This is a genomic window from Nocardia coffeae, from assembly GCF_019890715.1.
Classification (GTDB): Bacteria; Actinomycetota; Actinomycetes; order Mycobacteriales; family Mycobacteriaceae; genus Nocardia; species Nocardia jiangxiensis.
Genome location: NZ_JAINZY010000011.1, coordinates 150,600 through 171,940, shown reverse-complemented (window position 1 = coordinate 171,940; position 21,341 = coordinate 150,600). Strand labels below are relative to the sequence as shown.

At 66.7% G+C, this 21,341-nt stretch carries 19 protein-coding genes; 14 read left to right on the top strand and 5 right to left on the bottom strand.

The genetic code is table 11. From position 1 onward, the window contains the following. Positions 1-244 precede the first annotated feature (244 nt). Together K7711_RS33150 and K7711_RS33145 are read right to left on the bottom strand one after the other, a co-directional pair. Positions 245-1,012: an SDR family NAD(P)-dependent oxidoreductase gene (locus K7711_RS33150; RefSeq protein ID WP_222974373.1), complete on the bottom strand. Its 768-nt coding sequence runs from the start codon at positions 1,010-1,012 to the stop codon at positions 245-247. Positions 1,013-1,108: 96 nt separating this feature from the next. Next, the gene (locus K7711_RS33145) at positions 1,109-1,447 is read right to left on the bottom strand and encodes an NIPSNAP family protein (protein WP_222974371.1); all 339 of its coding nucleotides are present in this window, start codon (positions 1,445-1,447) and stop codon (positions 1,109-1,111) included. 528 nt (positions 1,448-1,975) lie between these two features. On the opposite strand from K7711_RS33145, the gene K7711_RS33140 reads away from it, so the two are divergent. The 12 genes from K7711_RS33140 (at position 1,976) to K7711_RS33085 (ending at position 16,934) form a co-directional block, all read left to right on the top strand. Beyond that, positions 1,976-2,617, top strand: coding sequence for a TetR/AcrR family transcriptional regulator (locus K7711_RS33140; protein ID WP_222974369.1), 642 nt, complete (start codon positions 1,976-1,978; stop codon positions 2,615-2,617). A gap of 770 nt (positions 2,618-3,387) precedes the next feature. Next, on the top strand, positions 3,388-4,548 hold the full coding sequence (locus tag K7711_RS33135) for an amidohydrolase family protein (protein WP_222974367.1): 1,161 nt from the start codon (positions 3,388-3,390) through the stop codon (positions 4,546-4,548). Continuing rightward, on the top strand, positions 4,545-5,477 hold the full coding sequence (locus tag K7711_RS33130; protein ID WP_308015061.1) for an LLM class F420-dependent oxidoreductase: 933 nt from the start codon (positions 4,545-4,547) through the stop codon (positions 5,475-5,477). The genes K7711_RS33135 and K7711_RS33130 overlap by 4 nt, the downstream gene beginning before the upstream one ends. 32 nt (positions 5,478-5,509) lie before the next feature. Then, a complete protein-coding gene (locus K7711_RS33125) occupies positions 5,510-7,204 on the top strand; it encodes a thiamine pyrophosphate-requiring protein (RefSeq protein ID WP_222974363.1) in 1,695 nt (564 codons plus the stop codon). Positions 7,205-7,244: 40 nt separating this feature from the next. Continuing rightward, positions 7,245-8,915, top strand: a complete 1,671-nt coding sequence (locus K7711_RS33120; protein WP_222974361.1) for an AMP-binding protein — start codon at positions 7,245-7,247, stop codon at positions 8,913-8,915. After that, positions 8,912-10,408, top strand: a complete 1,497-nt coding sequence (locus K7711_RS33115; protein WP_222974359.1) for an aldehyde dehydrogenase family protein — start codon at positions 8,912-8,914, stop codon at positions 10,406-10,408. Before K7711_RS33120 ends, K7711_RS33115 begins: the two co-directional genes overlap by 4 nt. A 3-nt stretch (positions 10,409-10,411) precedes the next feature. After that, positions 10,412-11,269 (top strand): enoyl-CoA hydratase, encoded by an 858-nt coding sequence (locus K7711_RS33110; protein WP_222974358.1) that lies wholly within the window; start codon positions 10,412-10,414, stop codon positions 11,267-11,269. 34 nt (positions 11,270-11,303) lie between these two features. Continuing rightward, positions 11,304-12,461 (top strand): acetyl-CoA C-acetyltransferase, encoded by a 1,158-nt coding sequence (locus tag K7711_RS33105; RefSeq protein WP_222974356.1) that lies wholly within the window; start codon positions 11,304-11,306, stop codon positions 12,459-12,461. After that, entirely contained in the window at positions 12,458-13,513 is a 1,056-nt protein-coding gene (locus K7711_RS33100; RefSeq protein ID WP_222974354.1) for an alcohol dehydrogenase catalytic domain-containing protein, read from the top strand. The genes K7711_RS33105 and K7711_RS33100 overlap by 4 nt, the downstream gene beginning before the upstream one ends. Positions 13,514-13,573: 60 nt before the next feature. Continuing rightward, positions 13,574-14,098: a hypothetical protein gene (locus K7711_RS33095; protein ID WP_222974352.1), complete on the top strand. Its 525-nt coding sequence runs from the start codon at positions 13,574-13,576 to the stop codon at positions 14,096-14,098. 113 nt (positions 14,099-14,211) lie between these two features. Beyond that, positions 14,212-16,035, top strand: coding sequence for an acyl-CoA dehydrogenase (locus K7711_RS33090; protein ID WP_222974351.1), 1,824 nt, complete (start codon positions 14,212-14,214; stop codon positions 16,033-16,035). Between the two features lie 101 nt (positions 16,036-16,136). Beyond that, positions 16,137-16,934, top strand: a complete 798-nt coding sequence (locus K7711_RS33085; RefSeq protein ID WP_222974349.1) for an SAM-dependent methyltransferase — start codon at positions 16,137-16,139, stop codon at positions 16,932-16,934. 306 nt (positions 16,935-17,240) lie between these two features. Here K7711_RS33085 and katG read toward each other — a convergent pair whose 3' ends face one another. Both katG and K7711_RS33075 read right to left on the bottom strand, forming a co-directional pair. Next, positions 17,241-19,475 (bottom strand): catalase/peroxidase HPI, encoded by a 2,235-nt coding sequence (gene katG, locus K7711_RS33080; protein ID WP_222974347.1) that lies wholly within the window; start codon positions 19,473-19,475, stop codon positions 17,241-17,243. 39 nt (positions 19,476-19,514) lie between these two features. After that, a complete protein-coding gene (locus tag K7711_RS33075; protein WP_040821827.1) occupies positions 19,515-19,958 on the bottom strand; it encodes a Fur family transcriptional regulator in 444 nt (147 codons plus the stop codon). A 238-nt stretch (positions 19,959-20,196) separates the two neighbouring features. On the opposite strand from K7711_RS33075, the gene K7711_RS33070 reads away from it, so the two are divergent. Next, a complete protein-coding gene (locus tag K7711_RS33070) occupies positions 20,197-20,484 on the top strand; it encodes an amphi-Trp domain-containing protein (RefSeq protein WP_222974345.1) in 288 nt (95 codons plus the stop codon). Between the two features lie 113 nt (positions 20,485-20,597). On the opposite strand, the gene K7711_RS33065 is transcribed toward K7711_RS33070, so the two are convergent. Then, complete coding sequence (locus K7711_RS33065; RefSeq protein ID WP_222974343.1) at positions 20,598-20,825, bottom strand: hypothetical protein; 228 nt, start codon at positions 20,823-20,825, stop codon at positions 20,598-20,600. A 372-nt stretch (positions 20,826-21,197) separates the two neighbouring features. Between K7711_RS33065 and K7711_RS33060 the strand changes: the two genes are divergently transcribed. Further along, positions 21,198-21,341, top strand: a complete 144-nt coding sequence (locus K7711_RS33060; RefSeq protein WP_222974341.1) for a hypothetical protein — start codon at positions 21,198-21,200, stop codon at positions 21,339-21,341.

The window sequence follows — 21,341 nt, the reverse complement described above, 5'->3', positions numbered from 1 at the left end:
TCCGTCCCTACTTCGCGGCGAATCTAATTGCGGCGCAGGTGTAGTCGACGGGGCTGAACCGCAGCCGCCCCGGCCGATCACACTCATCAGGAGTCGTGGTTCGGCCGGGGCGGCGTGGTATCTACCGGATCGGTCGGCACGCGTACGGTGTGCGCCGCTCGGCAGTATGGCCCCGAGGCCTGCGAATCGCGCCTCGGGACCATGCGTGCATACGCAGGGTTTCGTGAAGGCGGCGCCCGGCTGGTCAGAAGATCGAGTATCCGCCGTCGATCACGATCTCGTCGCCGGTCTGGAATCCGCCGACGCCGCCGGCCAGATAGACCGCCAGACGCGCGAAATCGCCGGGTTCGCCCCAACGGCGTTGCGGCATCCGCTTCATCACGTTCTGCTCGAACGTCGGGTCCTTCATCTCCCGCGAAATCAGCGGCGTCTCGGTCCAGCCCACCACTAGCGAATGGGCGTTGATTCCGTAGCGTGCCAGCTCTATCGCGCATCCGCGAATGATCGCCGACAGGCCGGCTTTGCTCGCCGCGTAGGCCTGACCCCGCGGGGTGCCGTGCAGCGAGGAGACGCTGGAGGTGCCGACGAGCACACCACCTCCGCCGCGTTCCACCATGTGCTTCGCCGCGGTGCGCAGAGTGAGGAACGCGCCTTCGAGGTTCACCCGGGTGACCGACCGGAAGTCCGCGAGGGTGGTGTCGACGAAGCGGATATCGGGGGCGTGGGTGCCCGCGTTCGCGAAGCAGGAGTCCACGCGCCCGAAGTGGTCGAGCGTCTCGGCGAAGCTCGCGGTCACCGCGTCCTCGTCGCCGACGTCGCAGCGGACTGCCCGCACGCGGGTGCCGTGCTTCGAAAGTTCCTCCGCGGCGGCCTCGTTGCGTTCGGCGTTGGTCCCCCAGAGGCAGACGTCGGCACCGCACTGGGCGAGCCCGTGCGCCATGCCCAGGCCGATACCGGAGTTGCCCCCGGTGATCAGGGCGACGTGTCCGGTGAGGTCGAAGAGGGAGGTCATGCAGAATCCTTCGAATGGTTCCGGCGGGGCCGGGGGGCGGTCGAGAAGGCCCGACCGCAGGCCCGGCGGGCAATGAGGTCAGGCCGGGAGCACGCGTCAGCGTAGCTGGGAGAAGTCCGTCGGATCCAGGAACTGGGACGTCGCGCTGGCGGTGACTTGTTCGCCATCGGCCCGAACGGCGGCCCACTCGGGATCGGCCCAGAATGCCTCCCACGATTTCTGGGCGGCCTCGCGGCCGGCGTGGGCTACGAGATAGACCAGGGTCTCGGTGGGCTTGCCGTCGTCGCCGGTGGCCACCCAGAAACCGATGTTGGTCATCCCGTGCTTCTCGAACAGGGCCGCGGCGTGCTCGCGAAAGCGAGTCAGCAGCGCGTCGATCTTGCCGGGGACGGCCTCGTATGTGCGGAGCTCGAAAATGCGTGTATTTGTGGTCACTAGATCAATCTATCACACGGTCGATCGCCTGTTTGAACTGCTGATATTCATCGGAGAGAGGTTTTGCGACCCGATGTGGACGTGGGGGCCCGGGTCTGTGGATCCTCCTGCGTGGCCGCCTATTCGACTACTCGACGAGGGAAGTCGCATCCGCCGCCTCGCATAGCTCGCGCACCTGGCGGCTGAAGATGGGGTGCCGAACGCGGTCGGTCGAGCGATGCTTTCTTCGGGACCGAGACGCCGATGACGGGTCGCGCCGCGCTGAGCCCGATGGCGTTGTGGGCTGGGCATCTCGTATGGCGTTCGCGCACATCGGCGCCAGTAATGATGTGACGCAAAGGATTTGCGGGCGAACGGCGCGCTGAGAGATTTCGAGACCCGCGACGCGCCTTGTGCTGTCGAGACGGTGACGACTGCGTGCCGGAGTACCGTACTGATCGGTGACGTGCCGGAATCGATGTGCGAGTCGATCTCGCTGGGGCGAACGTCACAGTACGACAGATTGATCTAATGGGGTAATCTAGACGCATGTCTCCCACCTCGTCAACCCTCGGAAAGCGGCCCGAAACGCGAGAGCGTCTCGTCGAGTCCGCGGCAGAGCTGTTCAGTCGGCAGGGCTATGGGGCAACCGGCATCAAGGCCGTCCTCGCCGCGGCCGAGGCGCCCTACGGATCGCTCTACCACTTCTTCCCAGGTGGTAAGCAGGAACTCGGCGCCGCGGCGCTGGCTCACGGCGGCGAACGGTACCGGGAATTGCTCGAGTCGGTGTACCCGACGGGAGCCGACGTTGTCGAGGCCACCGCCGCTTCGTTCGTCCAAGCGGCCGAAATGCTCGAGGCGACCGATTACGAGGACGCGTGCCCGATCGCGACGATCGCCCTGGAGGTCGCGAACAACGACGAGTTGATGCGCACCGCCGCCGCTGCCGCGTTCGAATCGTGGCTGGAGGTTCTCGAGGAGCGGTTCACGACGGCCGGGATGACCTCCGAGCGCGCTCGTGAGGTCGCGGTGGAGATCTTCTGCCTCATCGAGGGCGCGGTGTTGCTGGCCCGCACCACGCGTTCATCGGCGCCGCTGCACACCGCCGGGCGCGCGGCGACCAATGCCGTGGCCGCCGGGCTCGCTGCCGGCCGCTACGACCGCTCCGGCCGGGGCAGCGGCGCGAGCTGACGCCTCCGGTATCGCCGTCGGCGTCATGTCGCCGGACAGACACCGGCTGACGGGTGCGGCGTGTTTTCCCAGTCCGCGAACCGCCACACCATCGAACATTCGTCTCTGCTCGATTGTCGGTAGTGGTGGCGTACTGCTGATGAGACATACTGTGCCGCAATAGAATTCCGTGGTACGCGGCTCGATGGTCGGCTGGCCGACTGCTTCCTGACAACGGACGCGTCCGCGTCCGGTATTCCGACCTCCGGCTGGGCGGGTTCGACACTTCACCGCTTCGGCCCACAGCCCCTGTGGCGCAACTTCTTTCTCGAACCCGCGCCGATCGCCGCGAACATCGGTGGCGCCGAGCGCACGGGCATCGCCGTCGCCCACCCGGCAATTGGCGGGCAAGCAACTCCGAGCACGCGCTGGTTGGCGGGTACTGGGTGCTCTCGTTTCCGCACAGACTTCATGGCATCGGAAATCGCCGGTCAGGAGGTGCGCGGATGACACGCATCGGTTGTGTTCGCTCGCGGTGCGATCCGATGCGAGCGCCGGATCGGACCGGCCCGCCGGGTATTGACGCAGATGGAGAATTGCGCTTACGCTTAGCGTGCTAGATCAATCTATTTAGTCCGTCGACCGGTGCGCCACCCCATTCCGACGGTGCCGGACGTGCATCCACGGAACCGACGGGCTCGATGTCAGCGGAGGCAAATATGCGCACCGCGAAACCACAATGGAGAGAGGCCGCAATGAAGCTGCTTGCGCACGACGTCGATAGTCACGAAATGATTCCCAGTCACCTGCTCGAGGATGTCCTGGGTCAGCCCGGCCGGATCATGGGCAGAGTTTTCGAATCCGCGGACCGGCTCCGCCCGGATCCGACCGCGACCAATATGCACCAGGTCGACATCCTCGGTGACACCAAGGAGATCGACGCCGAGGGAATCTGGAAGATCAAGGGCCCCTCGGCTCCGAGCGCGATCGATCTCGGCCGGCGATCCGAGGTCCTCGATGTCATGGGGATCGATCGTCAGCTGGTTTTCCCGACCACGGCGATCGCCGCGATGATCATCGGCGAGATGAACGACATCGCCTACGAAATGCGTTTCGGCGGAGACCTTTCGGTGTTCGAGGGTATCTCGAGGCCGGACTTCGCGAAAAGTTTCGTGCGGTCCTACAACGAGTGGGTCAAGGCCAATGCGGTCCTGGCCGACGGCCGCATTCGGGTGGTCGGAATCCTCAACACCAGCCCCGACGTGAACGAGATGATCGCCACGGCAAAGGATCTGATCGATGCCGGAGTCCGCGCGGTGTACCTGCAGGCCGACGTGCCGCCCGGCGGCGTTTCCCCGGCGCACTCGGCGCTCGACCCGCTGTGGCGGCTGCTCGAGGCCAACGACATCGCGGTGACGCTCCACATCGGTACCGAATTCGCGTTCCTGGATCCCGGATGGATGATCGCCGAGACCTTCGCGGATCTGTTCCAGTCGCCGGAAATACCGAACACCAATATCCAGCTGTTCTCGACCGTCCACATGGCAATCGACAACTATCTGTCCGCGATGGTGCTCGGTGGTGTGTTCGAGCGGTTCCCGCGCCTGCGACTGGGGCTGTTCGAGGTCGGCGCCCACTGGGTCGGAAACGCCGCCCGGCGAATGGATATGTACATCAACGTCTTCCCGGGCGCGGCCGCCGCCAAATTCCCGCTGAAGCCCTCGCAGTACATCGCGCGGAATGTGCGTGTCTCGCCGTTCAATTTCGAGCCGGTCGACCGTTATTTCACCGACGACCCGGAATTGGCCGACGTGTTCTGTTATTCGACCGACTACCCGCACGTCGAGGGCACGAAGGACTCGATGACGAACATGCGCGCGAAGGTCGAGCCGCTCGGTGCGGAGATCACCACGAAGTTCTTCCGTACGAATGCCGAGTGGCTCTTGCCGTGACGTTCGCTGAAGATGCCCCCGTTCCGCACCTCGGCCCGCTCGGGATCTGGTCGTACCAGCTCGATGTGCAGCCGATGGCCGTCGCGCAGCAGGCGGCCGCCGAACTCGACGAACTGGGCTTCGGTGCGCTGTGGGTGCCCGAGGCGATCGCTCGCGAACCGTTCGCCAACACCGCGCTGTTGCTGTCGGCCACTGCTCGCATGACGGTGGCCACGGGCATCGCCGGCCTGCACTCCCGCACGGCCATGACGATGAACGCGGGCTGGCACACGCTGAGTGAGGCGTTCCCGGGACGTTTTCTGCTCGGCGTGGGGGTGAGTCACCAGTCGATGGTCGACGGCAATCATCAAGGGCAGTACGGCAACAGGCCGTACAGCACGATGGTCGACTATCTGGACCGGATGGACGCGGGCATCTTCATGGGGGCGGCCGCACCGGTCGCCCCACAGCGTGCGCTGGCCGCGCTCGGGCCGCGCATGCTGCGGCTGGCCGCCGAGCGCGGCGTCGGTGCCCACACCTACTTCGTCCCGGTCGAACACACCGCCCTCGCCCGCGAGACACTCGGTCGCGACGCGTTGCTCGCTCCGGCCCAAACCGTCGTCTTCGAGACCGATCCGAGTGCGGCCCGTGAGGTTGCCCGCCGGTTCATGCAGCGGTACCTCGCGCTGCCGAACTACACGAACAATCTTCGCCGATCCGGTTGGGGCGACAGAGATCTGGACGACGGGGGAAGTGACCGGCTCGTCGACGCGATCGTCGCCCGGGGTTCGCTCGAGCAGATCGCCGCCCGGGTGCAGGCCCACCTCGACGCCGGCGCCGACCACGTGTGCGTGCAGGTGTTGACCTCGGATCTGCAGACGTTGCCGCACACCGAGTGGCGCGAGCTCGCGTCGATCATCCCCACGCTGCGTGCCCGGTCGGCCACATGACGCCCGTCCACGCTCCGAACAGAAAGCTCTCCATGCCGCACACCGCTGCTTCCCGCTATCTCACCGCGCTCGCCGAGCAAGGCATCGAGTGGTTCTTCGTCAATGCGGGAACCGATTTCGCGCCGATCGTCGAGGCCTACGCCGACAACAAGAGGGACGGCGGCCCGGATCTGCCGCTGCCCGTGCTGTGCGCGCACGAGAACCTGGCCGGCGGGATGGCGCACGGCGCCGCGTTGGTGACCGGGCGACCGCAGGCACTGATGCTGCACGTCAACGTCGGCACGGGCAATGCCGTGTGTTCCGTCGCGAACGCTGCCCGCGACCGGGTGCCGCTGCTGGTTACCGCCGGGCGTTCGCCGATCCTGGAGTTCGGCGCGACCGGCGCGCGTGATCTGCCGATCCACTGGTCGCAGGAGATGTTCGACCAGGCGAGCATGGTGCGCGAGTTCGTGAAATGGGATTACGAGCTGCGCGATCCGCGCCAGGTCGAGGCCGTGGTGGACCGCGCCCTGAGCGTCGCCACCGCGCACCCGCGCGGGCCCGTGTACCTTTCCCTTCCTCGCGAGGTCCTCGCCGAGGAGGCCGAGGAGCCGGTGCAGGCGCAGCGGCCCACTCCGGTGCCTGCCACCGTGCAGCCCGATCCCGCCGCGATCGACACGCTCGCGGAAAAGCTTGCCGCGGCGAAGTTCCCGGTGATCGTGACCGCGGCGTCCGGCGCCGAGACCGAATCCGTCGCTCTGCTCGCCGACTGCTGCACGCGGTTCGCGATCGGCGTCGCCGACCCGTGGGCCCGCTATCTGAACATCCCCTCCGATCATCCGCACCGCCTCGGCGCCGATGTGGCGGCCGTGCTCGAGCGTGCCGACGTGGTCGTATTCGTGGAATGCGACGTGCCGTGGATTCAGGCCCGCACGGCGCCTTCCGCGGACTGCTTCGTCGCCCAGGTGGGCGTCGATCCGCTGTTCACCACCTATCCGATGCGGTCGCACCGCTCGGATCTGACGATAGGCGCCACGCCGACCGCATTCCTGGCGCGGTTGATCGAGGCCCTCGAGGTGCGCGCCGAGGGCATCGATCAGGCTCGGGCCGAAGGGATCCGGACCCTCGCCTCGGCGAGTCGTGCTGCGGTCGACGGGCTGCGGCAGGCGGAGCTCGCCCGCGGCGACGAGGACGTCATCAGCATGGCGGCGATCTCGGCCGTCCTCGGCGATCTGCTCGATGACGACGACATCGTCTTCAACGAGTACGTGTCCTACCCGGATCTGTTGCACCGCAAGCAGCCCGGCACGTACTACTTCCTGCCCGCGTCCGGCGGTCTGGGGTGGGGCCTGCCCGCGGCGCTGGGCGCGAAGTACGCCGCGCGCGAGCGCACCGTGGTCGCCACCCTCGGCGACGGCGCCTACATGTTCGCCAATCCGGCGGCATGCCATCACGCGGCCGCGAAACACGAGCTGCCGGTGCTGACGATCATCGCCAACAACAGCAACTGGACGGCGGTCGATTCGGCGACCTACCTGGTCTATCCCGACGGCACCGCGGCCACCACCGGCGAGGACCGCTTCTCCAACCTCGCACCCTCGCCGGATCTGGCGGCCTACTGCACCGCCTCGGGCGGTCACGGCGCGACGGTGCACCGCCGCAGCGAGCTCGAGGGCGCGATCAAGGAGGCGCTGCGCGTCGTGCGCGACGAGAAACGTCAAGCGCTGCTCGATATCCGATGCAAATGAGCCCCTCGTCCCTGCCGATCTTTCACCCGATGGAGATCTGATGCGTTACAACCACGCCGAGCTGTTCGCCGGCATCGCCGCGGCGACACCCGAGCGCGACTGCATCGTGTTCCGGGACCGGCGTCTCACCTACCGGGATGTGGCGGGGCGAGTCAACCGGCTGGCGAATCTCCTGCTGTCGCACGGGATCACGGTTCACCGACCGCGCGCCGAGCTGCAGCCGTGGGAATCCGGCCAGGACCACGTTGCGCTGTATCTGTACAACGGCAACGAATACCTGGAGGGCATGCTGGGCGCGGCGACCGCCCGCGCGGCGTCGTTGAACGTCAACTACCGATACGTCGAAGCCGAGCTGACCTACCTGCTGAACGATTCCTCGCCCCGCACGATCATCTACCACGCGCGTTTCGCGCCGACCCTTGCGGCAGTCCTCGGCTCGCTGCGGAACCCGCCGGCGCTGCTGCTCCAGGTCGCCGACGAATCCGGCAACGCGCTGCTCCCCGGAGCCCTCGACTACGAGGACGCTCTGGCCGCCTCGAGCGCCGAGGCTCCGGCTACAGCGCCGGATCCCGACGACCTCTACATGGTCTACACGGGCGGTACGACCGGAATGCCCAAGGGAACACTGTGGGCGCAGTCGGCCATCCTCGAAAGTGCCTTGGCCGCTTTCCTTCCCGAGGGATTCTTCGATGTGACCTCGCTCGCCGGGGGCGTCGATCGTGCCGTCGCGAGCGAACGACGAGTCGTCCTGCCGTTGCCGCCGCTGATGCACGCCGCGGCCCAGTGGATCGCGCTGGCCGGGCTGCTGAGCGGAGGCGCTGTCGTGTTCCCGGATGTCGTGGATCGACTCGACCCCGCCACGGTGTGGAAGGTGATCGACGGCGAAGGCGTGCAACTGATGAACCTGGTCGGGAACTCGTTCGCGACTCCGTTGTGCGACGAGTTCGAGCGCGGCGGCTACCACGGGCGGTCCCTGCAACTGGTCGGCACCGGCGGCGCGGTGGCGAGCGCATCGGTCAAGGACCGCATCCTGCGACTCCTGCCGCACGTCGCCATCGCGGATGTGGCCGGTTCCTCGGAGACCGGTTCGCAGTTGTCGAACCTGAGTACCAGTGCGGCGCCGGCGATTTCGGGTGTCTTCACGCCGGCGCCGGGGAGCTGCGTCGTGGACGAGGATCATCGCCGGATCCTCGCGCCGGGCGACCCCGAGACCGGATGGTTGGGCCGATACGGTGCCATCCCGTTCGGATACCTCGGCGACCGCGCCAAAACCGAACGTACATTCCCCGTCGTCGACGGCAGGCGCGTGGCGCTGCCCGGTGATCGGGCGCGGCACCTGGCCGACGGCAGTATCGAACTGCTCGGCCGCGACTCGGTGACGATCAACTCCGGCGGCGAGAAGATCTTCGCGGAGGAGGTCGAGGAGGCACTGATCGTGCATCGTGCCGTCGCCGATGTGGTCGTCGTGGGCCGGCCGAGTGAGCGCTGGGGGAGCGAGGTCGTCGCCGTCGTGCAACTGCTTTCCGGATTCGACCTGGCCGATGCGGAACTACTCACCGATGTCGCGGGCCGGCTTGCCCGCTACAAACTGCCCAAAGCCATTGTCCGCGTTGACGAGGTGGTCCGGAGTCCGGCAGGCAAGGCCGACTATCGGTGGGCCGCCGAGATCGCCGCGCAGGATCCGTCCGCACAGAAGGAATTCATCGAATGACCATGACCACCGAATCCGCTGTCGAAGTCTCGCCTGCGGAACTGCAGCGCCTGCTGGACGCTCAGCGAGCCGCGCAGGCCCTCGATCCGATCCCCGACGCCGCGACTCGGCGTGATCGGATCGACCGCCTGGTCGCCGCGGTCCTGGAACACCGGCACGAACTCGCCGAGGCGCTGAACGCCGACTTCGGCGCTCGCCCGGCGACCACCTCGATGGAGGTCGACATCCTGGGCGGCTTGCCGGAGATCGCCGACACGCGCGAGCAGCTCGAGGCGTGGATGGCTGCGACCGAGGTGCCCGCCGCGATGGGCGGTGTCATCCCGGCCTTCGTACAGACTCGCCCGAAAGGTGTTGTGGGAGTTATCGGCCCGTGGAATTTCCCGCTCGTGCTCGTGTTCGTGCCGGCCGCGGAAGCGCTCGCGGCCGGTAACCGGGTGATGATCAAGTTCTCCGATATGACACCGCGCACCGGTGCGGTGTTCGCTCGTGCGGTGGCCTCGCGGATGAGCCCGCAGGAGGTCACCGTCGTCAACGGCGGGCTGGACACCGCGGCCGCGTTCTCCGACCTGCGCTTCGACCACCTCTTCTTCACCGGCTCACCGAAGGTCGGACGCCTCGTCGCCACGGCCGCGGGCAAGAACCTGGTGCCGGTGACGCTCGAGCTCGGCGGCAAGAATCCGGCGATCGTCGCGCCCGATGCGGATGTCGCCGAGGCGGCGGCCCGGATCGCGGCGGCGCGTCTGTTCAACAACGGCCAGGTGTGCCTGTCGCCGGATTACGCCTTCGTACCCGAATCCAGCCGGGACGCTTTCGTCGCGGCCTACCGCCGGGCGGTCCTGACGTACTTCCCCACCTTCGCCGACAACCCCGATGTCGTATCGATCGTCAACGACGCGAATTACGCCCGCGTCACCGGGCTCGTCGCGGACGCGAAAGCCAAGGGCGCGAGGGAGATCGTGATCGTGCCGGAGGAGGAGCGGGACCGGGTGCCCGCCCCGGAGACTCGTCGCCTCCCTCCGACGCTGCTGCTCGACACCGCGCCCGACGCCGAGGTCAACACCGAGGAGATCTTCGGCCCGATCCTGGTGGTGCACACCTACTCCGACGTCGACGAGGCCATCGCCTACACCGCGGCCGGTGAACACCCGCTGTCGTCCTACTGGTACGGCGGTGACACCGACGATTTCCGGCGGTTCCTGGTGCAGACCACCTCGGGTGGGGTGTCGCGCAACGACTTCGGGCTGGCGTACAGCAATCCCGCGGTGCCCTTCGGTGGTGTCGGGATGAGCGGTTCGGGCGCCTACCACGGCAAGGCCGGATTCGACACGTTCTCCCATCAGCGTCCCGTGGCCCATCACGACCTGCCGAGCGGGCTGGCCGGTGCGCTCGTTCCACCGCTGACACCGGAGCGCATCGAGGCCGTCGCATCCGCTGCCGCCGCGGCGGCAGCGGATGTCACCGCGCGGCTGCGCCGTCCCGACGGGCAGGGGTGAGGCGTGACCGACTTCGAGACCATCCGTTACGAGAGGCCCGCAGAGAAGGTCGCCCGGATCGTGCTGGACCGCGCCGACGCGCGCAATGCCCAGAGCATGCGCCTGCTGTACGAACTCAATGACGCGTTCGATCTTGCGGCGCAGGATGATTCGGTCAGCGTGATCATCCTCGCGGCGGCCGGTCCGCACTTCTCCGCGGGACACGATCTGCGCGAACGAGACGGTCTGCGGGTGGTGGCCGAGCACCGCCGGATCGGCACCTGGTGCGGATTCGGTTGTGCCGGTGCGGAATCGCAGATGGCGGTCGAGAAGGAAATGTACCTCGGCCTGTCCGAGCGGTGGCGCAACCTCCCGAAACCGACCATCGCCGCCGTTCAGGGCAAGGTCATCGCCGGAGGGCTCATGCTCGTGTGGCCGTGCGATCTGATCGTCGCCGCCGACGATGCGCTGTTCCAGGACAACACCGTATCGATGGGCGTATCCGGCGCGGAGTTCTTCAACCACCCGTTCGAGGTCGGCGTCCGGAAGGCGAAGGAGATGCTGTTCACCTCCGACTTCCTCACGGCCGCGGAAGTCCATCGGCTCGGCATGGTGAACCACGTCGTGTCCCTCGACGAGCTGGAGCCGTTCACGCTGGAGCTGGCGTCGCGCATCGCCGAAAAGCCTTTGTTCGCACTGAAATTGGCGAAGGAGGCGGTCAACGTGGCCCAGGACAACCAGGGTCGCGCGAATGCGATGCAGACCTCGTTCGCCTACCACCAGCTGTGCCACAGCCACAACCAGCAGATCCACGGCTTGCCGATCGATCCGGGGTTCCTGCGGCGAACGTTCACCGCCGAAGTCGGTTCCCGCACCGAATGATTCCCTGTCCCACCCAGTGCTGAAGAAGACCAAGATGACCAGCGTCGTGCTCATCGATGCAGGCCGGTCAGCAGTCATCCCGGATGATCCGGACCTGCCCGAGACGCCCACGGGGCTCACCGCGGACGTGATCGCGGCTCTGCTGCGCAGAACCGGCCTCGACCGCTCGGATGTGACCGAGCTGTTCCTCGCCGATCCCCGTTGTCTCTCGACCGGCTGCGCGGTCGGGCGGGCGGGTTGGCGTTTCGACCTACCGCCGCTCGGTCTCCCGACGACGGTCAGCGCCAGTGGTTCGCTGAGCGTGGCGCAGGCGATGCGGGCGGTGGAGCAGAATCCGGACGTCGTGGCGGTGGTCGCCGCATGCGACTTCGGTGTGGGCGCTGCGCGGTACGGCGGTGATCTCGCCTTGCCGCACCAGCAAATTCGGATGGCGCATTTCGTCGCCGCCTGGTGGGATGTCGCTCCCGAGGAGACGGCCGGGTGGGCGCGCGAGTCCTACAGCCGGTCCGCCGAATGCTCGGCGGCCGGTGACTTCGCGGGTGAGATCGTCTGCACCGCAGGGGATCACCTCGTCGATCGTTTCGTCGAGCCGGAAGCGAGCGACGCGTTCAACGGCGGGACAGGCTCCGCGGCGGTGGAGCGCGGGCATATCGGCGACGGGCCCGTCCTCCGGGCACACGCGGCCCGCGGCGCGAGTGCGATCATCCTCACCAGTGAGCCGAAAGCCATCGAGCTGGGCCTGGAATTCCGCGCCCGCCTGCACACCACCGCTGTGCGGTGCGATCGCACCGATTTCGGCATCGCCCCTCTCGGTTGCGCAGCGCTGGACGAGCTCCTGGCCCCCTGTGGAATCACGGTCGGAGGTCTCGATCAGCTCGAGGTTCCGGAGCAGTACGCCGTGACGCCGCTGGCCTGGATCAGGGAGACCGGAATCAGCGAATACCTGGTCAACCCACGCGGCGGGGACCTGTCCTTCGGCCATCTTCCCCGGTCCGGTCAGCTCCGGTCGCTGGTCACCATGGTGCATTCGCTGGAAGTCACCGGTGGTCTGGCAGGTGCCCTCGTGTCCTGCGATGCCGACCGCACGACCGCCTTGGTTCTCACCCTCGCCGACTCGATCACCCCGAAGGGGTGGAAAGACACCGCCGTCTCCCCGGCTACGCCGGCCACTGTGAAAAAGGAGAAAACATGAAGGCCGCTCTCTTCTATGGCAAGGAAGACGTCCGCGTCGAGGAGGTGCCGGAACCCGGCCGCCCCGGCCCAGGCCAGGTGAAGCTGCACAATGCCTTCTCCGGCATCTGCGGCTCCGATCTGCACTTCTACTTCTTCCCCGAAGCCTTGCCGTGGGACGTCAACCGGTCGCATCCCCTGACCGGCGCCACGTTGCCCCAGGTGCTGGGCCACGAATTCGCCGGCACTGTCGTCGAGATCGGCGAGGGCGTAAGGGATGTGCAGGTCGGTGACCGCGCCGCGGTATTCCCGCTGGCGCTCTCCTGCGGAGAGTGTGCGGCCTGCCGCCGCGGCTTGCGCTTCTCGTGCCGGATGATGGCCTCGCTCGGCGCAAGTGCCCCCGGCGGCGGCTTGTCGGAGTACACCACGGTGAACGCGTCGGCGCTGCACCTGCTTCCCGAGAACGTCGACCTGCGGATGGGTGCACTCGTCGAACCGATGACGGTCGGCTGGCACGCTGTCGCGCGGACCGGTGTCGAGGCCGGTGGTACGGCGCTCATCGCGGGAGCCGGGCCGATCGGCATCGGAGCGTGGTTCGCGTTCAAGGCGCGCGGCGTCGACAAGGTGCTCGTGTCCGAGCCGAGCGCGGACCGCCGCAAGATCATCGCAGCGCTGGGCGCGACCGTCGTCGACCCGGTGAACGAGGATCTCGCCGCCGCGGTCGCCGAATTCACCGAGGGCGCCGGTGTGGACGTCGCCGTGGAAGCCGCCGGAGCGGCACCCGCGATCACTTCGGCGCTGGCGAGTTTGGTGCCCGGCGGCCGAGTCGTGGTCGTTTCGCTGCATGAGCACCCGATGGAACTCAACCCGACGCAGCTCATGATGGGCGAGACCGAGATCGTCGGCGCCGTCGGATATCTGCCCGAGGAATTCGATGCCGTGATCGCCGCGATGGCGAACGGCATCTACGACACCACCGGCTGGGTCGAGGAGATTCCCCTGACGGGAATTGTCGACGCCATCCACGCGCTGCGCAACGGAACCGGCGCAAAGGTTCTCATCCGGTCGAATTGACCACCGCACACCGCCCGGTGTGACAGAGGAAAACAATCGATTCTCGAAAGGTTCGATGACATGTCCGAATTGACCAAGAAGGAAATGGAAGAAATCCTTCTCACCCACGAGATCGCCGAGCTGGAAATGGATGTCGAAGCCACGATGGCCACCTTGGCGCCCAATCCGCACTACGAGCTCGCATCCCTGGGATGGGCGATCGACGGGGAAGCTGCCGTCCGCGAGACGTATCTGCGAATTCTGCCCAATCGGAAACGAGATGTGGCCGCCGAGAAGCGAGTTCACGCGGTGGCGGCCAATACGCTACTGCGCGAGGCGTTCATGTCGTTCAACACCTTGGAGGGGGAGCGGACCACCGGCCTCTACCTGGTGGTGATGGCTTTCGATCCGGAGCTGAAGCTGATCTCGGGTGAGCGGATGTATATGGACCCCAATTTCGGAAAGATGATGGCCGAGAACCTCGGCCCCGACTTCGGGGACCTTCCCGGCGTTTCGCGCATCGGGGATTCGGCGCCCCTCATCGACAAACATGACGCCTACAAATATGCCTCCGCGCGTGGGTTGACCATCACCCCGCCCGCATAGGAAACGCGGCCATCGGTGCCGGTCGAGCCGGATTTGGCAGCAACTCGCATGCTGTCCGCCGCGCTGTCTGTGGCAGTGCGGCGGGAGGCGGAAAATCATACGGAGGCGGCCAGATGGGCCACTACAAGAGCAATATCCGCGACCTCGAGTTCAACCTGTTCGAGGTGCTGGCGATCGACAGGGTTCTCGACTCGGGAGCGTTCGGCGATCTGGACGCCCGCACAGTACGTTCGATGCTGGAAGAAGCGGCTCGGCTGGCGGAGGGCCCGGTGGCGGAATCGTTCGCCGACGCCGACCGCCACCCGCCGACGTTCGACGCGGCCGCACACGCGGTGTCGCTGCCCGCGTCGTTCGTCGCATCGACGCTGGCCTGGCGCAAGGCCGGTTGGCACAAAGTGGGGCTGACAGCGGAGGTCGGCGGCACGCCGGCGCCCTCTGTGGTCAAATGGTCGATCTGGGAACTGGTGCTCGGCGCCCAACCCGCGGCCTTCGTCTACACGAGCGGCCCGCAGAACGCCGCGATTCTGCACGACCTGGGTAACGCCGCCCAGAAACGCTGGGCCGAAATCGCGGCCGAGCGCGAATGGGCCGGGACCATGGCGCTGACCGAAGCCGACGCCGGATCCGATGTCGGGGCCGCCCGGACCACAGCGACCCGGCAGGCCGACGGCAGCTGGCACCTCGAGGGGGTGAAGCGATTCATCACCGGTGGCGACTCCGATATCTCGGCCAACATCCTGCATCTGGTGTTGGCCCGGCCGCAGGGGGCCGAACCGGGGACGAAGGGGCTGTCGCTGTTCGTGGTGCCGAAGTTCCATTTCGATTCCGGCACTGGCGAACTCGGTGCCCGCAACGGCGTCTTCGTCACCGGACTGGAACGCAAGATGGGCCTGAAAGCCTCGGCGACCTGTGAGCTGACCTTCGGCGGCCACGGCATCCCAGCCGTCGGCTGGCTCGTCGGTGACTCGCACACCGGGATCGCGCAGATGTTCAAGGTCATCGAATACGCGCGAATGATGGTCGGTACCAAGGCGATCGCCACCCTGTCCACCGGCTATCTCAACGCGCTCGCGTACGCGAAAACCCGTGTGCAAGGCGCCGATCCGACCAGGACGACCGATAAGGACGCGCCGCGCGTGACGATCACACACCATCCCGATGTGCGCCGCAGCCTGATGTTGCAGAAGGCGTACGCGGAGGGGTTGCGCGCGCTGTACCTCTACGCTGCCGCGCACCAGGACCCGGAGATGGCCGAGGCGGTGTCGGGGGCCGATGCCGAATTGGCCTTCCACGTCAATCATCTGCTGCTGCCGATCGTCAAAGGCGTCGGATCCGAACGCGCGTACGAGTGCCTGACCGAATCCCTGCAAACCCTCGGTGGGTCCGGCTTCCTGCAGGACTATCCGATCGAGCAGTACGCGCGCGATACCAAGATCGATTCGATCTACGAGGGCACCACCGCGATCCAGGCGCAGGACTTCCTGTTCCGCAAGATCTTTCGGGACGGAGGTGTCGCGCTCGACCACGTGACCGGGCAGATCGCGAAGTTTCTCGCGGATGGCTCCGGGTTCGATCATTTCGCCGTCGAGCGCTCTCTGCTCGCCACCGCCCTCGCGGACGTCGAGGATATGGTCGAGACCCTCGCCGGATACGCGTCGGCCGCAACCCGTGAGCCCTCCGAGCTGTACCGGATCGGACTGGTATCGGTGCGGTTTCTGCTCGCCGTCGGCGATCTGCTGATCGGCTGGCTGCTGCTGCGTCAGGCGGAAGTCGCGCGCGCCGCGATCGACACTACTGGCAGCACCCCGTTCTACGAAGGAAAGGTCGCCGCCGCATCGTTTTTCGCCAAGAACGTTCTACCTCGACTCGGCGCGGTCCGTGCGGTCGTCCGCGAAGTCGACCTCGCCATCATGAATCTCGCGGAGTCGGCCTTCTGACGCGGCGCCACCGGGCAGGAGCACCCGGTGTGTAACCGTTCGGTAGCGGCCGGGCGAACCCCGTAGCGGCAGAACGTATTCGCCAATTACAGTGCGCAGACGTGACAACCGACGACGATGCGCTCAATGTCAATACCGCGCACACTGCCCGCGTGTACGACTACTACCTGGGCGGCAAGGACCACTTCAAAGCCGATCGTGTCGCTGGTGAGCATGCCGAGCAGGTGCATCCGCATGTACGCACCTCCGCGCTCGAGAATCGCAAGTTCATGCTGCGCGCGGTGCGCCACCTGGCCGGGCACGGGGTGCGGCAGTTCCTCGACATCGGTACCGGTATCCCCACCGAACCCAACCTTCACCAGGCCGCTCAGGAGGTCGCCCCGGCCGCGCGCGTGGTGTACGTGGACAACGACCGCCTGGTCCTCAGTCATGCCCGCGCCTTGATGACCGGCACCGATGAGGGCCGCACCACCTATGTTCATGCCGATGTCCGGCAGCCCGATTCGATTCTGACCGCACCGGAACTGCTCGACACTCTCGACCTGTCGCAACCGGTAGCGGTGTCGGTGATCGCGCTCGCGCACTTCCTCGACGACCCGCAGGATCCCTTCGGTATCGTCGCGGAGTTGATGGGCGCCGTCCCGGCCGGGTCGTATCTGGTGATGTCGCACGCGACAGCGGATTTCGGGCCGGAGATGGGGGAGGTGGCGCGCGTGTACCGCGAGTCCGGAATGACCGCTCAGGTCCGCACCGGCGACGAATTCGCCCGCTTCTTCACCGGTCTGGATCTCATCGACCCGGGGATCACCACCCCGCACCGCTGGCACCCGGATATCGACCCATCCGAGGCCATGGATGGCCAAGTCCAGTTCTATGCCGGAGTCGCTCGCAAGAACTGACGGCTGGTGTCACCTGGTCGGTGCATCGTGAACGAGGTAGAGCGCATCATGCCGCTCTCCGTTCCTGGCACGTGCCGAGCGGAATGCCGAACTGTCCCAGCGCGAATGGTGCGAGGGTTCCCGGTCGACGTGACTGTCCGGTTCCCGCAGTTTCTCGCCGGCCTGCGCGCTGAGCGCAGGCCGGCGCTGCCGACCGGTCACGATGCCGAGTTGTCCGGAGGATCGAAACTGGTTGCCCTGGTTGTCGATCGGTAGTCGCCGTCTCGCCGGAGCATCGCAGGCGGCGACCGCCCGAACAGGGTGGTGTTACCGGTGCAGGTCGAAGCGGTCGAGGTTCATGACCTTGGTCCAGGCCGCGACGAAGTCGCGCACGAACTTCTCCTCGGCACGGGCGGTGCCGTAGACCTCCGCGACCGCGCGCAGTTCCGAGTTGGAGCCGAAGACGAGGTCGACGCGGCTGCCGGTCCACTTCGCCTTTCCGCTCGCGCGGTCGCTACCGACGAAGGTGCCGTCGTCGGCTGCCGACGGTTCCCATTTCGTGCGCATGTCGAGCAGGTTCACGAAGAAGTCGTTGGTGAGCGTCCCCGGCTTCGCGGTGAAGACGCCCAGTGGCGACTGCTTGTGGTTCGCGCCGAGTGCTCGCAGGCCACCGATGAGGACGGTCATCTCCGGAGCGCTGAGGGTCAGCAGGTTCGCCTTGTCGAGCAGCAGGTACTCGGCCGGGAGCCGGGCGCCCTTGCCGACGTAGTTGCGGAAGCCGTCCGCGGCCGGTTCGAGCAGCGAGAACGACTCGATATCGGTCAGCTCCTGCGTAGCGTCGGTACGGCCTGGGGTGAACGGCACCGTGATGTCGAATCCGGCGTCCTCGGCGCCCTTCTCGACCGCCGCGACACCGCCGAGCACGACCAGGTCCGCGAACGAAATCCGCACGTTCCCGGACTGGCCAGAGTTGAACGACTCCTGAATACCTTCGAGAATGCGCACCACCTGCGCCAGCTCGTCGGGCTCGTTGACCTCCCACCCGGCCTGCGGCTGCAACCGGATCCGGCCGCCGTTGGCACCGCCGCGCTTGTCGCTGCCGCGGAACGATGACGCCGCCGCCCATGCCGTGGAAACCAGCTGCGGCACAGTCAATCCCGAGGACAGGATGCGGCCCTTCAGGTCGGCGATCTCCGCGGGACCGACCAATTCGTGATCGACCTCGGGAACCGGGTCCTGCCACAGCAGCGTCTCGGCGGGGACGAGCGGCCCGAGATAGCGGGTCTTGGGGCCCATGTCGCGGTGGATCAGTTTGTACCAGGCCTTGGCGAATTCCTCGGCGAGTTCCTCGGGATGGTCGAGCCAGCGCCGCGTGATCGGTTCGTAGATCGGGTCGACTCGCAGCGAGATGTCGGTGGTCAGCATCGACGGGGTGCGCGTGCGCGTGCCACCCTGCGGGTCGGGCACGGTGTCGGCCCCGGCGCCGTCCTTCGGGACGTACTGCCAGGCCCCGGCCGGGCTCTTGGCTTTCTCCCACTCGTAGCCGTAGAGGGTTTCCAGGAAGCTGTTGTCCCACTGCGTCGGTGTCGGCGTCCAGGTCACCTCGATACCGCTGGTGATGGCATCCGCGCCGACGCCGGTGCGGAAGCTGCTGCGCCAGCCCAGGCCCTGCTGTTCGAGCGGGGCCGCCTCCGGCTCGGGACCGACCAGATCGGCATCACCGGCGCCGTGGGTCTTGCCGAAGGTGTGGCCGCCCACGATGAGCGCCGCGGTCTCGACGTCGTTCATCGCCATCCGGCGGAAGGTCTCCCGGATGTCGACCGCCGCGGCCAACGGGTCCGGATTGCCGTTGGGCCCTTCGGGATTGACATAGATCAGGCCCATTTGCACTGCGGCCAAAGGGCTTTCCAGGTTTCGCTGGCCGGTGTAGCGCTCGTCGCCGAGCCAGGTGTGCTCGGGCCCCCAGTACACGTCCTGGTCGGGCTCCCACTGGTCGACGCGGCCGAAGCCGAAGCCGAAGGTCTCGAACCCCATGGAGTCCAGTGCCACGTTGCCGGCGAACACGATCAGGTCGGCCCACGACAGCGCCGGGCCGTACTTCTGCTTGACGGGCCACAGCAGGCGGCGGGCCTTGTCCAGGCTGGCGTTGTCGGGCCAGCTGTTGAGTGGTGCGAACCGCTGCATCCCCCCGCCGGCGCCACCACGGCCGTCGTGGATGCGGTAGGTGCCGGCCGCATGCCAGGACATCCGGATGAACAGCGGCCCGTAGTGGCCGAAGTCGGCCGGCCACCAGTCCTGCGAGGTGGTCATGAGTTCCTCGAGGTCGCGGCGGACCTCGTCCACATCGAGGGTGGCGAATTCGGCGGCGTAGTCGAAGTCGGGGCCCATCGGGTCGGCGACCGCGGGATTCTGCGCCAGGATCCGCAGGTTGAGCTGGTTGGGCCACCACTCCCGGTTGCTGTTTCCGCCCTCGGCGGGATAGTTCAGACTGCCGACGACCGGGCAGCCGCTCACGCCGGGCTCGGTGCTGGCCTCTGCGATGGGTGGGTGTTCCTCGGACACGTCAATTCCTTTCGATAGCAAGCAGATTCGGGCTCTCGATCACGGAAGGTGTTGCGAGGAGGGAGAGTTCGAACAGGCAGGGCACAAACCCCAATAGACGACTTCGGCCTCGTCGATGACGAAACCGTGACTGTCGGAGGCGGTCAGGCAGGGGATCTCGCCGACAGCGCAATCGACATCGGCGATCACGCCGCATTCTCGGCAGACGGCGTGGTGATGGTTGTCGCCGACGCGTGTCTCGTAACGCGCCACCGAGCCCGTCGGCTGGATGCGCCGCAGCAGACCCGCCGCGGTCAGGGCCCGCAGCACGTCGTAGACGGCCTGATGAGACACCGCTCCCAGCGCCTCGCGCACCAGCCCGATGATGGAATCCGTATCCGAATGCGGCCTGCGATGCACCGCCGTGAGCACCGCTATCCGCGGCGCCGTGACCCGCAGCGCAGAGCCGCGCAGCAGTGCCTCGAAGTCCGGAGTCGTGGACACACTCTGAAGTATGACTCATTCAACCGGGCATGTGGGCAAGGTTCTGGCAAACTTACCGAAATATCTGTAGCTCGACTTTCGGATCGGATTCGCGCACTGGTGCAATCCTGGCAAACTGTCGAACGCGACGGACTGTTCCGGGTGACGGGGTGTTCACCCGCCGGAAGGCCCTTCGGTGCACGTGCCGCGGGTAGTTCGACCCTGGTTGCGGTCGTGGCCTCGGGGTGTGCTGGAAAGCATGTCGAAGCATCGGAAGATTTACCAGGACCATCGCACACTGACCCGGGCCGAGCTGGCTGACGAACTGCGCCGCCTGGCCGGTGACCTCGAGGCGGGCGGGCAGCTGGGCTATGCCGGAATGGGCGGCGCCGTCAGCGTGCCCCCGCAGGTGATCCGGGAGCTGGAGATCGAACGCAGCAAGGACGACACCGGCTGGAAGGTCGAGGTCGAATTCACCTGGGCCGACCGGCAGAGCGCGTTGGAAACGATTGCCGCCCAGCCGGACCATTCCGCGCAGCCGCATTAGACGCGCATCGAACGCGTCACACGAATCGTGATCACTACCGCGTGCGAGAACCCGGCGAACACGGGGCGACCCGCGGACACGATGAGTGAATCCGCGGGTCGCCGGAAGTGCCGCTAGTGGTGCTGCAGCTTCTTCTTGCCCGAGTTCTTGTCGTCCTTCATGTCGGGCCGCGCCTGTCGAGTCTCGCGCTCCATCCCGCCGGTCAGCTGATCGGTGTCCTGCTGCTGATCGTTGATCATGCGATCTGAATCGCGCTGCGCACGCTGGCCCTGGTTCTTCATGCCTTGTTTGGACTTCCCGGCCATCTGCCCGGATTTCCTGCTCCGATTGCGATCAGACATTTCAACCTCCACATCGGTCGATCTCGTCCGAACTGCGACATCGGACGCGGAGTGCGTTGCGTCCGCCGAATCTCTGAGCGCTGTCGAACGCCTCAGCGAGAACCGTCGACAACCAGATGCTCACCATCAGCTGTCAAGGCAACAACTGCGGCCCATACATCCTGACGATGATGGCTCATCGATGTCAACGCGTCGAGGCAGTTGGAGGCAGAGCGCGGCTCGGTAGTAGATTTATGTGGCATATCGATCACTCCCGGGCGGCGCGCGGCGGTCGGGCTCGAGGCCGCCGATGCCGCATTCTGCACATGAACCAGGACGGAGTGATCCGCTGACCACGTTGCGGGACCGGCGTCACCGAGACCGCCTGGCCGTATGGGCCGGCTGTGGGGTGCGGCGATCGCCATGTTCGTCCTGCTGGAGGAGACGATCCCATACGGTGACATGGGTGGAAGGTTCGCGGGCGCGGCGATGATCCTGGTCGGCACGTCGAGTCTGGCTCTGCTCGTCGGCGCCTGA